The 14,500-nt window shown below is 65.0% G+C and carries 10 protein-coding genes; 3 read left to right on the top strand and 7 right to left on the bottom strand.

The window, feature by feature from the left end; translation table 11 throughout:
* Positions 1-143 precede the first annotated feature (143 nt).
* A complete protein-coding gene (locus tag B9A11_RS06305) occupies positions 144-887 on the bottom strand; it encodes a cytochrome c biogenesis CcdA family protein (protein WP_058246742.1) in 744 nt (247 codons plus the stop codon).
* Positions 888-1,019: 132 nt separating this feature from the next.
* Here B9A11_RS06305 and B9A11_RS06310 point away from each other — a divergent pair, with 132 nt between their 5' ends.
* Positions 1,020-1,241 (top strand): sulfurtransferase TusA family protein, encoded by a 222-nt coding sequence (locus B9A11_RS06310; RefSeq protein ID WP_058246741.1) that lies wholly within the window; start codon positions 1,020-1,022, stop codon positions 1,239-1,241.
* Positions 1,242-1,372: 131 nt separating this feature from the next.
* On the opposite strand, the gene B9A11_RS06315 is transcribed toward B9A11_RS06310, so the two are convergent.
* Both B9A11_RS06315 and B9A11_RS06320 read right to left on the bottom strand, forming a co-directional pair.
* Complete coding sequence (locus tag B9A11_RS06315) at positions 1,373-4,741, bottom strand: Rne/Rng family ribonuclease (RefSeq protein ID WP_058246740.1); 3,369 nt, start codon at positions 4,739-4,741, stop codon at positions 1,373-1,375.
* 650 nt (positions 4,742-5,391) lie between these two features.
* Entirely contained in the window at positions 5,392-6,264 is an 873-nt protein-coding gene (locus B9A11_RS06320) for an NAD(P)-dependent oxidoreductase (RefSeq protein WP_058247119.1), read from the bottom strand.
* Positions 6,265-6,372: 108 nt separating this feature from the next.
* Here B9A11_RS06320 and B9A11_RS06325 point away from each other — a divergent pair, with 108 nt between their 5' ends.
* Positions 6,373-8,838 (top strand): penicillin acylase family protein, encoded by a 2,466-nt coding sequence (locus B9A11_RS06325; protein ID WP_058246739.1) that lies wholly within the window; start codon positions 6,373-6,375, stop codon positions 8,836-8,838.
* Positions 8,838-9,746 carry an aminoglycoside phosphotransferase family protein gene (locus B9A11_RS06330; protein WP_058246738.1) on the top strand — a complete coding sequence of 303 codons (909 nt, stop codon included), beginning with the start codon at positions 8,838-8,840 and terminating at the stop codon, positions 9,744-9,746. The genes B9A11_RS06325 and B9A11_RS06330 overlap by 1 nt, the downstream gene beginning before the upstream one ends.
* Before the next feature lie 97 nt (positions 9,747-9,843).
* Here B9A11_RS06330 and hflX read toward each other — a convergent pair whose 3' ends face one another.
* From hflX to trkA, 4 genes are all read right to left on the bottom strand, one after another.
* The gene (hflX, locus tag B9A11_RS06335; RefSeq protein WP_058246737.1) at positions 9,844-11,118 is read right to left on the bottom strand and encodes a GTPase HflX; all 1,275 of its coding nucleotides are present in this window, start codon (positions 11,116-11,118) and stop codon (positions 9,844-9,846) included.
* Entirely contained in the window at positions 11,115-11,354 is a 240-nt protein-coding gene (gene hfq / locus B9A11_RS06340; protein ID WP_058246736.1) for an RNA chaperone Hfq, read from the bottom strand. The genes hflX and hfq overlap by 4 nt, the downstream gene beginning before the upstream one ends.
* A 135-nt stretch (positions 11,355-11,489) precedes the next feature.
* Positions 11,490-12,998 carry a TrkH family potassium uptake protein gene (locus B9A11_RS06345; protein ID WP_058246735.1) on the bottom strand — a complete coding sequence of 503 codons (1,509 nt, stop codon included), beginning with the start codon at positions 12,996-12,998 and terminating at the stop codon, positions 11,490-11,492.
* A complete protein-coding gene (gene trkA / locus B9A11_RS06350) occupies positions 12,998-14,374 on the bottom strand; it encodes a Trk system potassium transporter TrkA (protein WP_058246734.1) in 1,377 nt (458 codons plus the stop codon). Before trkA ends, B9A11_RS06345 begins: the two co-directional genes overlap by 1 nt.
* Positions 14,375-14,500 lie beyond the last annotated feature (126 nt).

The raw sequence follows: 14,500 nt of genomic DNA on the forward strand, positions 1-14,500 counted from the left end.
AGTAAGGCCCGGGTGTGGGTTTTTGGTGTGGATGGGGGCGTCTGGGGGTGGGCAAAATTATTGATTAATAATTTTGGTGGGGGCGTTGCCCCCGGCCTGCGGCCTCCCCCAGGATATTTGGAAAGAGAAGAAGACGCGGGCGGTTAGCCGAGGCTGCCGAGGGCTGGAAAGGTGTCGAGGAGCCAGAAGCTGAGCGCGGAGAATCCCCCCGTCAGCATCAGCAAGCCGATGGTCCACAGCAGCAGGCCCATGGCGCGTTCTATCCGCTCCATGTGGCGTTTCATCCAGTTCATGGCCCCGGTGAGGCGCGGCAGGAAGGCGGCAACCAGCAGGAAGGGCACGCCGAGGCCAAGCGCGTAGATTGCCAGCAGCAGGGTTCCGCGCGCGACGGAGGCTTCGGAAGCAGCGAGCGACAGGATCGCGCCCAGCTGCGGGCCAATGCAGGGGGTCCAGCCGAAAGCGAAGGCGAGGCCGAGGATGTAGGCGCCAAAGGCCGAGCCGCCTTGGTCCCCTGCGTCGAGGCGGGCTTCGCGGTCGAGGAAGCCGATCCGGTAGACGCCAACGAAATGCGCGCCGAAGATCATCACGATCACGCCGGCGACCGTGTTGAAATACGCTTGGTATTGCAGCAGAGCGCGCCCCGCGGCGGAGGCGGCGACCCCCAGCAGCAGGAAGACCGTCGAGAGGCCCATGACAAAGAACAGCGCCGCCAGCAGCGCCTTGTTGCGGCTGTGGCTGAGGTCGGACATCGAGACGCCGCTCATATAGGCGAGGTAAGGCGGGACCACCGGCAGCACGCAGGGGCTGAGGAAGGATATCAGCCCCGCCACCAGCGCAACAAGCATGGCGGGCAAGAGCGATGCGTCTATGATCTCGATTCCGAACATGGGGTTGGCTTACGCCAATTCCACGGCGGCGTCACGGTGCAAGGCGGTCACATCCTTGTGGCGGGGATGAAACATGCGGGCGGGCGGGGAAAAGTGGTTTTCGCGCGGGGCCGTGCGCGCTAGATCAGAGGCATGGAACATGAACTTGATGCTTTGGGGCTGCTGTGCCCCCTGCCCGTTTTGAAAGCGCGCAAGCGGATGCAGGCTTTGCGCGCCGGGGATCGCTTGCGCGTGGTGACGGACGATCCGGCCGCGGTGATCGACATGCCGCATTTTTGCAATGAGGCCGGGCATATGTTGCTGTCTTCGGAGGAAGATGGAGACGCCATGATTTGGCTGATCGAGAAGCGGTAAATCGGCGTTTCGGCCCTGAAGTGCCCGATTTCGTGCAGAGACGCCGGATTGATCCAACCAGATTGACGCCTTTTAAACATAAAAAGCCCCGCCGGTTGGCGGGGCTTTTTGTGTCTGCGCTGCGCGCGAGGTTAGCGACCCAGAGACCACCAGCCGCGGCGCTTGGGCTTGTCTTCCTCGGCCTCCGCGCTCTGCGGCTCGGCCTCGGCAGCGACGGGCTCGGGCGCGGCGTCCTCTGCCGGGGTCTCCTCGGCTTTGGCTTCCTCGGCTTTGGCTTCCTCGGCCTCGGGCTCTTCGGCCTTGGGCGCGGTATCCCCCATCACCTGCGCGATGATGTCAGAGGCCTTGACGCGGGTGCGTTTAGGCTTGGCATCTTCGGCTTTCGGGGCGTCGTCAGTGGGCGCTTCAGCGGTCGGTTCGGGGGCCGCAGGCGCTTCGGCCTTGGGCTCCTCTGCCGGGGTGTCTGCGGCAGCGGCTGGCTCGGGCGTTTGTGCCGGTGCGTCCTCTGCCGGGGCCGCCTCCGCCGCGACCGGCGCGGGCGTTTCGGCCTCTGCGGGTGCCTCGGGGGCCGCCTCAGACTGTGCTTCGGCTTGCGTCTCTTCCTTTTGATCGTCCTTCTTGGACTTGGAGCGAGAACGCGACCGGGACCGCGAGCGGGATTTCTTGGGCTTGTCCGTCTCGGCAGCCTCTTCGCCCGACTCTTGCGGTTTCACCTCGGTGGCTGCGCCATCGGCTTCGGCGGCTGCGCCATCGGCTTCGATGGCTTGACCATCGCTGTCGGGCTTGTCCGACGTGTCCGATTTATCAGCGGTTTCGCCGTTATCGCCGTTCTCACCGTTCGACTTGGACCGCGAGCGCGAGCGCGACCGGCGGCGGCGCTTTTTCTTGGGCTTGTCCTCTTCGGACCCGGCCTCGGGCGCAGGGGCATCGGTGCTCTCGATCACCTCGGCGTCTTCGATCTCTTGGGCTTCGGCGGCGGCTTCTTCGTCGAGCTGCTCCATCAGCTTGGAGTCGACCGACACCACCGGCGCCGTCGCCTCGGGAACCGAGCGGGTCGCGGTCTTGAACTTTTCAAGCGTGAAGTCCGGCGAGACCAGATGCGGGTCGCCCTCAACGCGGACGGACATGCCGTAGCGCGCCTCGATCTGGGCGATATGCTCGCGCTTTTGATTCATCAGGTAGTTGGCGATGCCCACCGGCACCTTGACCAGAACCTCGCGCGAGCGGCGGCGCACGCCCTCTTCTTCGATCTGGCGCAGCACTTGCAGGGCAAGGTTGTCGTCCGAGCGGATCAAGCCGGTGCCGTGGCAGGCCGGGCACGGCTGGGTCGTCGCCTCGATCATGCCGGGACGCAGACGCTGACGCGACATTTCCATCAGGCCAAAGCCCGAGATGCGGCCCACCTGGATGCGCGCGCGGTCGGTTTTCAGCTTGTCCTTGATGCGTTTTTCGACGGCGGCGTTGTTCTTGCGCTCGTCCATGTCGATAAAGTCGATGACGATCAGACCGGCGAGATCACGCAGACGCAGCTGGCGCGCCACCTCTTCGGCGGCCTCAAGGTTGGTCTTGAGCGCGGTCTCTTCGATCGAGCCCTCTTTGGTGGCGCGGCCAGAGTTCACGTCGATGGCGACCAGCGCCTCGGTCACGCCGATGACGATGTAACCGCCCGATTTCAGCTGCACGACCGGGTTGAACATCCCGCCAAGGTAGCTTTCCACCTGGTAGCGCGCGAACAGCGGCATCTGGTCCTGGTAGTGTTTCACGTTCTTGGCGTGGGACGGCATGATCATCTTCATGAAGTCCTTGGCGATGCGGTAGCCGCCTTCGCCCTCGACAAACACTTCGTCGATGTCGCGGTTATACAGGTCGCGGATCGAGCGTTTGATCAGGTCGCCTTCTTCGTAGATCTTGGCGGGCGCGATGGATTTCAGCGTCAGCTCGCGGATCTGTTCCCACAGGCGCTGGAGGTATTCGTAGTCGCGCTTGATCTCGGTCTTGGTGCGTTTCGCACCGGCGGTGCGCACGATCAGGCCCGCGCCCTTGGGCACGTCGATCTCGTTGGCGATGGCCTTGAGTTTGGACCGATCCGCAGCGTTGGTGATCTTGCGGCTGATGCCGCCACCGCGCGCGGTGTTGGGCATCAGGACGCAGTAGCGGCCCGCGAGGCTAAGGTAGGTGGTCAGGGCCGCGCCCTTGTTGCCACGTTCCTCTTTGACGACCTGCACCAGCATGATCTGGCGGACCTTGATGACTTCCTGGATCTTGTAGCGGCGCGGGCGCGGCTTGCGGACCGGACGGATGTCCTCTTCGGTGTCGTCGTCGGCGACGGACTCGATCTCGTCGTCGCGGTCTTCGGGTTCGGTCGTCTCGGGCTTTTCCGACTTGGTCGATTTGCGGCTGCGCGAGCGCGAGGACCGCTTGGGCGCAGAGAGTTCCTCGGCGTCGGCTTGCTCCTCGGCGGTGTCCTCTGCCGTGTCTGCTTTTGCGTTGGGCGCATCAGAAGCGTCTTCGGCGGCGACCTCGCGGGCCTCGGGCGCGTCTTGCTCCGCTGCTTGGGCGGCGTCTGCGTCGGCCTCTGCTTCAGCCGGGGCGTCCTGAGATACTTCCGCAGGCTCGGCGGTCACGACGGCGTCTTCTTCCTTGGCGCCTTCGGCCATGGGACGCTGCGGCTTGTCTTCGCTGTCCGCGTCTGCTTCTGCGGCGTCACCTTCTGCGGCACCCTCGTCCAAGGGGGTAACCTCCGGCGTGGATTCCTCGGTCGAGGCAATCTCTGCCGGACCTTCCGCAATCTCGGCGGGGGCCGCCGCTTCCAGAGCGGGTTCTTCGACCACCTCTTCGACCGCCGCTGCGGGCGCGTCCTGCGCAGGTGCCTCCGCTTCGGGGGCCGCGTTCTGTGCCGGGGCGTCCGCCTCAGAGGGGGTCTCTACAGCTTCGGCCGCTTCGGCTGCCTGCTCGGCGGCGACCTCATCGGGGTCCGCCACAGGCGCCTCGTGCACGGTTTCCATCGGCGACAGACCTTCGCCCGGCGCGCCAGCTTCGCTGTCCTCGCCAAGGTCGATGGTTTCCATGCCGCTGATCTGATCAGACGACTTGACCTGCGCCTCATCGCCCTGCTCGGCACGATCGCCCGATTTCGACCGCGACTTGGACCGCGAGCGCGACCGCGAAGAGCGTGACTTCTTGGGTTTGTCGTCTTCGTCCTCGGCAGCGGCCAAGGCCGCCTCTTCTTCCATCAGGGCCTGACGGTCGGCGACCGGGATCTGGTAATAATCGGGGTGGATCTCCGAGAACGCCAAAAAGCCGTGGCGGTTGCCACCATAGTCCACGAATGCCGCCTGAAGGGACGGCTCGACCCGTGTGACTTTCGCTAGATAGATATTGCCGGCGAGCTGCCGCTTGTTCTCTGATTCAAAATCGAATTCCTCGACCTTGTTTCCGTCAACCACCACAACGCGGGTCTCTTCCGCGTGGGTGGCGTCGATGAGCATCTTCTTTGCCATGTTGTCCGTTTGCACACGAAATCGAGCCCCTGCCCGTCAGCGCGATCAAAAGACCGATCTGGCGGAGCGAAAAGCCGAAGGGTGTGTCTTGTCTGGGCGAACTGCGGCGCGCGCGGCTGGGGGGCGCAAATGCGTCCTGCCCCGTGCCTGTCTTGGTTCGCGCGCTTCATCGCGTTTCTTCTCCGACGCTCTCCCAAGGTGTGTCCCCGGTGGCGCCCATTAATAAACCCGTCGCTTGTGGCGGTCCGGGTCGGTTCGTTGGTCTTGCGACCGGATCGGTCTGGCCGGGGGCTGTTTGCCTGTCCACGTCCAGCGAAACTCTCTGGTGCCGCGCGGTGTCGCGCTGGCAGCCTAACCGCTAACATAAGGGCAGGATGGCCCCCATGACAATCCACAATCGTCAGCGCCAAGACGATCAGCACGGCCCAAAGGCCAATTTTCCATCAAAATGTCGGAACAAATGTGGGGCGGGGCCGGAAGTATGGGGCGGGAAGAAAGAGGACAGAGTCGGAGGAATGAGGGCGACACACGCCAATGTGTCAGGGTCGGCCCGCCAAGGGGTCCCTTCCCCCGGTGTGACGGGGGAAGGTCAGGATGGGGGCCGAGGCCTGCGGACTTGAGCTGTGCTCAAGCCCTTTGGATCAGGTGGATCAGTCCAGCTTGCGCAGGCGCGCCAGCAGCGAAGAGGTATCCCAGCGCCCGCCGCCCATCTTCTGCACGTCCTTGTAGAACTGGTCCACTAGCGCCGTCACCGGCAAGGACGCCTGTACCTCTTCGGCGGTTTTCAGACAGATCGCCAGATCCTTGCGCATCCAGTCGGTGGCAAAGCCGTGGTCGAACTTGCCATCCACCATGGTGTCCACGCGGTTCACCATCTGCCAAGAGCCCGCCGCGCCGCCGCCGATCACCTCGACCACCGCGCGCCCGTCCAGACCGGCCTTTTCGGCAAAGTGCAGACCTTCGGACAGCCCCTGCACCAGCCCGGCAATGCAGATCTGGTTGACCATCTTGCACAGCTGGCCCGCGCCGCTGTCGCCAAGGCGTTTGCACAGCTTGGAATAGGCGTCGATCATCGGCTCGGCCTTGGCATAGGCGTCTTCCTCGCCGCCGCACATCACCACCAGCTGGCCGTTCTCGGCGCCCGCCTGACCGCCCGACACCGGCGCATCCACAAAGGCCACGCCCTTGTCCGCCGCCGCCGCGAACAGCTCGCGCGTGACCTCTGCCGACACCGTGGTGTGATCGACAAAGGTCGCGCCCGCGTCCATCCCGGCGAACGCCCCGTCCTCGCCCAAACACACAGAGCGCAGATCATCGTCGTTGCCCACACAGGCCATAACGAACTCTGCCCCCTGTGCCGCTTCGCGCGGGGTGGGTGCCCATGCGCCGCCATTCTCGGAAACCCATTTGTCCGCCTTGGCCGCCGTGCGGTTGTAAACGGTCACCTCGTGACCAGCTTTGACCAGATAACCGGCCATCGGATAGCCCATCACCCCAAGGCCCAGAAACGCTACTTTTGCCATGTCATCGTTCTCCCTGCTGTCGCCGATCATGGGCACGCCTCTTGGCAAGGCCCGACCAGACGGTTAAGTCGCTTCAAACCCAACTAGCCCAAGACAGGAGCGAGTGGAATGGCGCTTATCTTCAAATGGCTGTTTCGACTGGCCAGCGCCGTGGTGGTTCTGACCGTCATCGGTGTGTTTCTGGCCTATTATCTCGCCTCTCGGTCGCTGCCTGAGTACGACAAGACCCTGCCCGTCTCTGGCATCACTGCCGACATCGAGATCGTGCGCGACAACAATGGCGTGCCGCATATCCTGTCGCTGTCCGACCGCGACGCCTTTTTCGGGCTGGGTTACACCCACGCGCAGGACCGCCTGTGGCAGATGACCCTGCTGCGCCGCACCGCCCAGGGCCGCCTGTCCGAGATCTTTGGCACCCGCACCGCCGATGTGGACACGCTGCTGCGGCGGTTCGACCTGCACCGGCTGGCGATCGAGTCGGCCCGGTTCCAGGACCCGCGCACCCTGGACGCGCTCGAAGCCTATTCGGCCGGGGTGAACGCCCGCATCGAGGAAATCAACGCCCGCTCGCTGGGCCGGGGCGCGCCCGAGTTCTTTATCTTTGACGCCGCCATCGCCCCTTGGCAGCCCGCCGATTCCATCGCGCTGGTCAAGCTGCTGGCGCTGCAACTGTCGGACCAGCTCAAGGACGAGGTGCTGCGCGCCCGCACCTCTTTGGCGCTGGACGACGATTTGCGGCTGTCCGACATCCTGCCCGACATGCCCGGCACCGGCACCGCCGCCCTGCCCGATTACGCCAGCCTCTTTGACGTGCCCCTGCCCCGTTACGCGCAGGCCACCGCCCAGCCGGATGGGTTTCTGGACGTGATCCCGCCGCGCGGGCTGGCGGGGGCATCCAACGCCTGGGCCGCAGCGCCGGGGCGCTCTGCCTCTCAGGCGACGATCCTCGCCAATGACCCGCACCTTGGGCTGACCGCGCCGTCGGTGTGGTACCTCGCCCGGATGAACCTGCAATCGGGGCCGGTGATCGGCGGGTCCATCCCCGGTATCCCGTCGCTGTTGGTCGGGCGCTCGGACAGCTTTGGCTGGGCGCTGACCTCGTCCTATATGGACGACCAAGACCTTTATATCGAAGAGCTGAACCCCGACGATCCACAGCAATACCGCACCCCCACCGGCTGGAAGCGGTTCGAGACGCGCAAGTCGATCATTGAAATCAAGGACGCCGCCCCGATCACCGTCACCCTGCGCTGGACGGACAATGGCCCGGTGCTGCCCGGATCGCAGTTCAACCTGAATGCCGTGACCCCGCCGGGGCATGTCGCCTCGCTGGCGTGGACCGCCCTTTCGGCGCAGGACACCTCTATGAGCGCGGCCATCGGACTGATGATGGCGCAGACCATCGAGGACGGGATCGAAGCGGGCCGCGCCTTTGTTGCGCCGTCGATGAACGTGACCATGGCCGACCGCACCCGCGTCGCCTTGCAGACCGTGGGGGCCATGCCGCGCCGCGACCCCGCGCACCAGTCGCGCGGGCGGATGCCTTCGCCGGGGTGGATCGCGCAGAACCGCTGGCAGGGGATGATGCCCTATTCCGCCAACCCGGTTTTTGTCGCGCCCCAAGGCGGCATCGTCGGCAATACCAACAACAAGGTGGTGGATCGCCCCTTCCCGAACCACATGTCCTACAGCTGGGGCGACAGCCAGCGGGTGCAGCGCTGGCAGACGCTGATGCAGGGGCGCAAGGTCCACACCCGCGACAGCTTTGTCGAGGCGCAGCTGGACACGGTATCGACCGCCGCGCGCACCTTGCTGCCGCTGATTGGCCGCGATCTGTGGTATACCGAAAGCGCCGCCCCCGAGGGCACGCCGGAACGTCGCCGCCAAGAGGCGCTGCGCCTGTTGGCCGATTGGAATGGCGAAATGAACGAGCACATGCCAGAGCCGCTGATCTACGCCGCCTGGCTGCGCGCGCTGCAAGACCGGCTGATCCGCGACGATCTGGGGCCGCTGGCCGGGGCGTTCAGCCATGTGGAACCGCTGTTCATTGAGCGCGTGTATCGCAACGTGGGCGGCGCTTCGGCCTGGTGTGACGTGATCCGTTCCGCGCGGGTCGAGACCTGCACCGACATTGCGCGGCTGGCGCTGGACGATGCGCTGGTGTGGATCGGCGAGACCTACGGGACCGCTTTGGGCGCGCTGCGCTGGGGGGATGCGCACGCGGCGCTGCACAAGCACCAGACCTTGGGCGATGTGCCGGTGCTGCGCTACTTTGTGAACATCCGCCAAAGCACCTCGGGCGGCGATCAGACCTTGCTGCGCGGGCGGACGATGGGCACCGGCCCTGCGCCCTTCACCAATGTGCACAGCGGCGCCTATCGCGGGGTCTATGACTTTGCCGATCCGGACAGCTCGGTGTTTATCTCGTCGACCGGGCAGTCGGGGCATTTCCTGTCGCGGCATTACGACGATCTGGGCCAGCTGTGGCGGCGCGGAGAGTATATCCCCATGTCGCTGGACACCGATCTGGCGCGGGCGGCCTCGGTTGGGGTGACGCGGCTGGTGACACCTTGATGCTCAGCTTGGCCGAGGCGCGCGGGCGCGCGCAAGAGGCTTTGGCGGCGCGCGGGGTTGCGCCGGAGTTGACCGCGTTACGCCCGGATGCTGGGCGCGCGCAGGCGCATCTGTTTGGCGCGGCGCTGCCCGAGGGGCGCGCGATCCTCAAGGTGTTTTCCCCTGCGGCGGCAGAGCGTGAGGGCCGTCAAGCCAAACGCGGGCGCGAGGTGGCGGCGGCCTTGGCGACAGGTTCGTATCGCGCCCCGGCACAGGTGTTTCACGACACCGAGCGGCAGGTCTTGGCCATGCAGGCGGTGGATGGGTTTGATCTTTCGGCGCTCTGGGCCGCGCGGGCGGATGAGGAATTGGCGACGCGGGCGGGCGCTTGGCTGCGGGCGTTTCATGGGCTGTCCCGGCGCGAGGTTTTGTTTGATCCGACCGGACAAGTGAATTGGCTTGCGCGGCTTGTCGAAGCTGGCGCCACCGGTGCGCGGGAGATTGTCGACCTCGAAGGGTTCACCAAGGCCGCGCGTCTGGTGCAGGCGCAGGCGGTGTCGGTGCAGGGGCGATTGTCCGTGCGGGCGGTGACCCATCGCGACATGACCCTGTCGAACCTGCTGATGGATCAGGCGGGGGCGATCTGGGGGATCGATTTCGAGAACCGCCGCGAGGATGAGCCGTTGCGCGATGTCTATACGCTGGCGCTGGACCTGATGACGGTGGGGCCGCATGACGGGCGCAAGGCGGTGCTGGCCTTGGTCGAAGGGTATAGTGAACCGCATATCGAGCCGCCCGTGCGGGTGTTCTTGCAGCGGTGTTTCAGCCTGTGGGTCTGGGCGAACACGCCCGAGGCCCCTTCGGCGCGGCAATTGCGGCGGCTGGAGGTGGCCGAGCAATGGCTGCGGGCGCGGCATCCGGTGATCTGACCGGATCGCATGTGGATAGGTTTGGGTGCGAGGGGTATTCCCCCTCGCGCTCCCCAGGATATTTTTAAAGAGAAGAAGATGAGGCCCCTTGCAGGGGTTAGAGGCTTTCGAACTGGGCGCGATCCTTGGCGGACCAGCTGAGGGTCAGGTGAAAGCCGTCTTCGTCTTGGGTTTCCTCTTCGACCAAGCCTTTTTGGAAGAGCCAGGCGCGTTTGCGGCCCTCGTCGTAGGGCAGGACCAGTTGGTCGCGGCGCTTTTCCTCGCCAAGGGCGTGGGTGACCGCGTCGAGGAAGGCATCGAGCCCTTCGCCGCTGAGGGCGGAGGTGACAAAGGTGCCGTCGTCGCGGCTGGCGCGGGCGCGCAGGGCGTCGGCGGTGTCCAGGTCGAGGCGGTCGACCTTGTTCCACAGCTCCAGTTGGGTGGTCTGTTCGTCCACGCCGAGGCTGTCCAGGATGGTGGTCACGTCGCGGGCTTGCTCTTCGGTTTCGGGGTGCGAGATGTCGCGCACGTGGACGATGACATCGGCGGCGAGCACCTCTTCGAGGGTGGCGCGGAAGGCGGCGACCAGTTCGGTGGGCAGGTCAGAGATAAAGCCCACGGTGTCCGACAGGATCACATCCGCCCCGGTGGGCAGTTGCACCCGCCGCATGGTCGGGTCGAGCGTGGCAAACAGCATGTCCTTGGCCATCACGTCCGCCCCGGTCAAGCGATTGAACAGCGTGGATTTCCCGGCGTTGGTGTAGCCCACCAGCGCGACGATCGGGTACGGCACCTTGGCGCGGGCCTTGCGGTGCAGCTCGCGGGTTTTGACGACCTTGTCGAGCTGGCGGCGCAGGCGCACCAGTTGCTCGTCAATGGCGCGGCGGTCCGCCTCGATCTGGGTTTCGCCGGGGCCGCCGACAAAGCCAAGCCCGCCGCGCTGGCGTTCGAGGTGGGTCCAGGCGCGCACCAGACGCGTGCGCTGGTAGCTGAGGTGGGCCATTTCCACCTGCAACACCCCTTCGCGCGTGGCGGCACGGTCGCTGAAGATTTCAAGGATCAGCCCGGTGCGGTCGAGCAGTTTGACCCCCCACTCCTTTTCAAGGTTGCGCTGTTGGACCGGCGTCACCGGCCCGTCGACGAGCACCAGCTCGACCTCGGCGTCCTTGATGCGGGTTTTCAGCTCGGCGATCTTGCCAGAGCCAAAGAGCATCCCTGCGTGGGGTTTGGGGAGCGAGACGACCTCGGAGCCGATGACCTCGAGGTCAGGCAAGGCGTGCGCGAGCGACACGGCCTCTTCGAGCGCCATATGCGCATCGCGTCGGCCGCGGTCGCTCTTGATGTCCGGGTGCAGGACCCAGGCGCGGGTCACATGCGTTTCATGTTCGTTCAAGAATTATCTTCGCCATCATAGAGGTTGATCGGCTGAGAGGGCATGATCGTGCTGATCGCGTGTTTGTAGACCAGCTGCGATTGACCGTCGCGGCGCAAAAGCACACAGAAGTTGTCGAACCACGTGATCACGCCTTGCAGCTTGACCCCGTTGATCAGGAACACTGTTACCGGAACCTTGGTTTTACGTACGTGGTTAAGAAATGCGTCCTGCAAATTCTGTCTGTCCGAAGCCATTGACTTGCCTTTGTTCTTTTATGGCCCTGAATACGGGCTTCCTCGTCCGGGGTAAGTATGTCTAAGCCGCGCGGGAGTTTCCAGCCGAAAAATTCCCCCTATGGGTTTGTGGGCGCGCGTGGGGCGATTGCGCCCTTATTCGCGCCAGATGTCCGGGCTGAACATCACGATCACGGCCAAAAGCTCTAGTCTTCCCAAGACCATAGCCACGCAAAGCAGCAGTTTGACATCCCAGACAGCCCCTGCGAGGTTCATGGGGTCTTCGGCGGCGATCTCGATCAGGGGGCCGGTGTTGGACAGGGTTGCGATGGTCAGAATCGTCGCGTTTTCCAGATCGATCCCATAGGCGCCCAGCACCATGGTCAGCGCCGCAAGGGTCAGCGCGAACATCATAAAGGACACCCAGGCGAGGAACGCGCCTTCGCGCCGGATGCGTTTACCAACCTTACCGGCGCGGCCAACCGAGTGCGGGTGGACAAGCCGCTCGATCTCGCGTTTGCCGTTCAGGTACAGCACGTAAACCCGTAGCAGTTTGACCCCGCCCGCGGTGGTGGCCACGCCGCCGCCCACCAGCGCCAGCCCCATCAGGATGATCCCCGGCGTCGGCAGCCCGGACCAGCCCTGCGCCGCCGACCAGTCAGCGCTGACAAAGCCGGTGGTGGACAGGAACGACAGCGCCGTAAACAGCCCGCCCCACAGCGCGCGCAGGCCCGCCTGCCAGTTTTGCTCATCCCCAACGTCAAAGGCCGCCGACCAGTGGCGCAGGAACAAGGCTAGCGGCACCGACAGCGCGATGATCAGGCCCATGCGGAACTCTGGGTCGTACCAAAGGCCCCGCTCGGCCTTGGTGTCGGCGGAAAAGGTCATGCGCGACAGGGCAAAGACCATGAAGCAGAACAGGATCATCTCGCCCGCCAGCCCAGAGGACGCGTTCGGCGTGTGGCCCAGCGGCGAAATCCCAGAGGTGGACATGATCGACATGGCGTGGCTCAGCGCGATAAAAGGCCGGTCGCCCGCGATCAGCAGCAGGATGGTCAGCGCCACGGTCAGGCCCGCATAGACCGGGAAAAGCGCCTCGAAGCTGCGGGTCAGGCGCTGGGACGGGCCGGTGTTGTCACTGCGCGAGGCACCTTGCAGGATGGTCTGGCCTGGCTCGCCGCTGGCGGTGACCTCAAAGCCCCCAAGCGCCAGCGGCGCAAGGATCGCAGAGGCCGCCACCCACATCAAAAGCCCCCCCATCCATCCCACCTGCACCCGCAGCAGGTGTTCCGCAGGCGACAGCCGCGCCGGGTCAAACAGGGTCGCGCCGGTGGTGGTCAGGGCCGAGACCATCTCGAAATAGGCGCTGACAAAGCTGGTGTTGCGCACCGCCTCTTGGAACGGCACCGCAAGGAACAGCGGCAGCGCCAAAAAGGCCGCCGCCAGCGTCACCAGCATCCGCAAGGGGCTGCGGTTGTGGTCGCGGTTGGACAGGGCCACCGCCACCAGCGTCGTCAGGATCAGGCCGATCAGCGCGCCGTAAAAGAACGTGCGCGCATCGTGGTGATCCCCGATCGAGCGCGCGTAGATCGCCGGAAAGACCAACGACACCGACGCGATCCCCATGAGCATCAGGAAAAGGGGCAGCTCCGCCAGACGTTTCATCAGAAAAAGTCGATCGAGACCTGCAAGAGCCGCTCTACTTCGGCCACGTCCCCGGACAGGCTGAAGATCACGATCAGGTCCCCTTCTTCGATGCGCAGCTCGCCGGTGGGTTTGACGACCTTGTCGCCCTTGCGCACCGCGCCGACCAAGACGCCTTCGGGAAAGTCGATGTCGCGGATGCGGCTGCCGGCGATGGGCGAGGTGCTGAGCACTTCGGCCTCGATCACCTCGGCCTCGGCGTCACCGATGGAATAGACCGCGCGCACCCGGCCATGGCGGATGTGGCGCAGGATCGAAGACACGGTGGTGGCGCGCGGGTTGATATAGGCGTCGATGCCGAGCGGATCCATCAAGGGTACCAGCGTCGGGTCGTTGATCAGCGCGATCACCATGGGGCAACCGGCGGCCTTGGCGCGCACGGCGGCCAGCATATTGGCCTTGTCGTCGTCGGTGACAAACAGCGCCGCATCGGCGCGCTCGACCCCCGCCTCGGACAGCAAGGCCTGATCCAAGCCATCGCCGTGCAGCACAATCGTGCGCTCCAGCGCTTCGGCGGCGTGTTCGGCGCGCTTGCGGTTGCGTTCGATCACCTTGGCGCGGACCCGTTCCGCGCGGGTCTCCAGCGTGCGCGCCACCGACAGGCCGACGTTGCCGCCGCCCATGATGACCACGCGTTCCTGTTTGTGCAGCGTCTTGCCAAAGATCTCCATGGTGCGGCGGATGTCTTCGCGGTGCACCATCACATAACAACTGTCGCCCGCGAACAGCTGGTCACGGGACTCGGGCGCAAACAGCGTGCCTTCGCGCCGCACGCCAACAACCACCGAGCGCAGGGTGGAAAACAGGTCCGTCAGCTGGCGCAGGGGCGTGTTGATGATCGGACAGTCCTCGTCGATGGACAGGCCCAGCAAATGCGCATCACCATCAAGGAAGTTTTCCGTGTCAAAGGCCGCAGGCGCCGCCAGCCGCTGCAACGCCGCCTCTGCCACCTCGCGTTCGGGGCTGATCACCACGTCGATGGGCAGATGGTCGCGCCGGTACAAATCCGAGTAAATCGCCGTCAAATAAGACTGCGCCCGCAGGCGCGCGATCTTGCGCGGGACAGAGAACACCGAATGCGCCACCTGGCAGGTGACCATGTTGACCTCGTCCGAATGGGTCGCGGCGATGATCATGTCGGCGTCGCGCGCGCCCGCCTTGTCCAGCACATCAGGATAAGAGGCAAAGCCCGAAATCCCCTGCACATCCAGCGTATCGGTGGCCCGGCGCACCAGATCGGGGTTGCTGTCCACCACCGTCACGTCGTTGCGTTCCCCCGACAGATGGCGCGCGATTTGCCAACCGACCTGACCTGCACCGCATATGATGACCTTCATGGCCCGTCCTTTTATCTTGCTGTCCTTGGCATGGCACGGCGGCGCAGTCCGGTCAACGCCCGCCACGCCGCACCCCCGCTGCGCAGGGGCCAAAATGCAGACAACGCCCAATGTGGGGCGTCGCCT

The organism is Tropicibacter naphthalenivorans (assembly GCF_900176475.1).
Lineage (GTDB): Bacteria > Pseudomonadota > Alphaproteobacteria > Rhodobacterales > Rhodobacteraceae > Tropicibacter > Tropicibacter naphthalenivorans.

Excerpts from the sequence above, each read along its gene's own strand:
- B9A11_RS06310 (WP_058246741.1), top strand. The coding sequence starts at position 1,020 with ATGGAACATGAACTTGATGCTTTGGGGCTGCTGTGCCCCCTGCCCGTT.
- B9A11_RS06330 (WP_058246738.1), top strand. The coding sequence starts at position 8,838 with ATGCTCAGCTTGGCCGAGGCGCGCGGGCGCGCGCAAGAGGCTTTGGCG.
- B9A11_RS06305 (WP_058246742.1), bottom strand. The coding sequence starts at position 887 with ATGTTCGGAATCGAGATCATAGACGCATCGCTCTTGCCCGCCATGCTT.
- B9A11_RS06320 (WP_058247119.1), bottom strand. The coding sequence starts at position 6,264 with ATGGCAAAAGTAGCGTTTCTGGGCCTTGGGGTGATGGGCTATCCGATG.
- trkA (WP_058246734.1), bottom strand. The coding sequence starts at position 14,374 with ATGAAGGTCATCATATGCGGTGCAGGTCAGGTCGGTTGGCAAATCGCG.
- hfq (WP_058246736.1), bottom strand. The coding sequence starts at position 11,354 with ATGGCTTCGGACAGACAGAATTTGCAGGACGCATTTCTTAACCACGTA.
- B9A11_RS06345 (WP_058246735.1), bottom strand. The coding sequence starts at position 12,998 with ATGAAACGTCTGGCGGAGCTGCCCCTTTTCCTGATGCTCATGGGGATC.
- B9A11_RS06315 (WP_058246740.1), bottom strand. The coding sequence starts at position 4,741 with ATGGCAAAGAAGATGCTCATCGACGCCACCCACGCGGAAGAGACCCGC.
- B9A11_RS06325 (WP_058246739.1), top strand. The coding sequence starts at position 6,373 with ATGGCGCTTATCTTCAAATGGCTGTTTCGACTGGCCAGCGCCGTGGTG.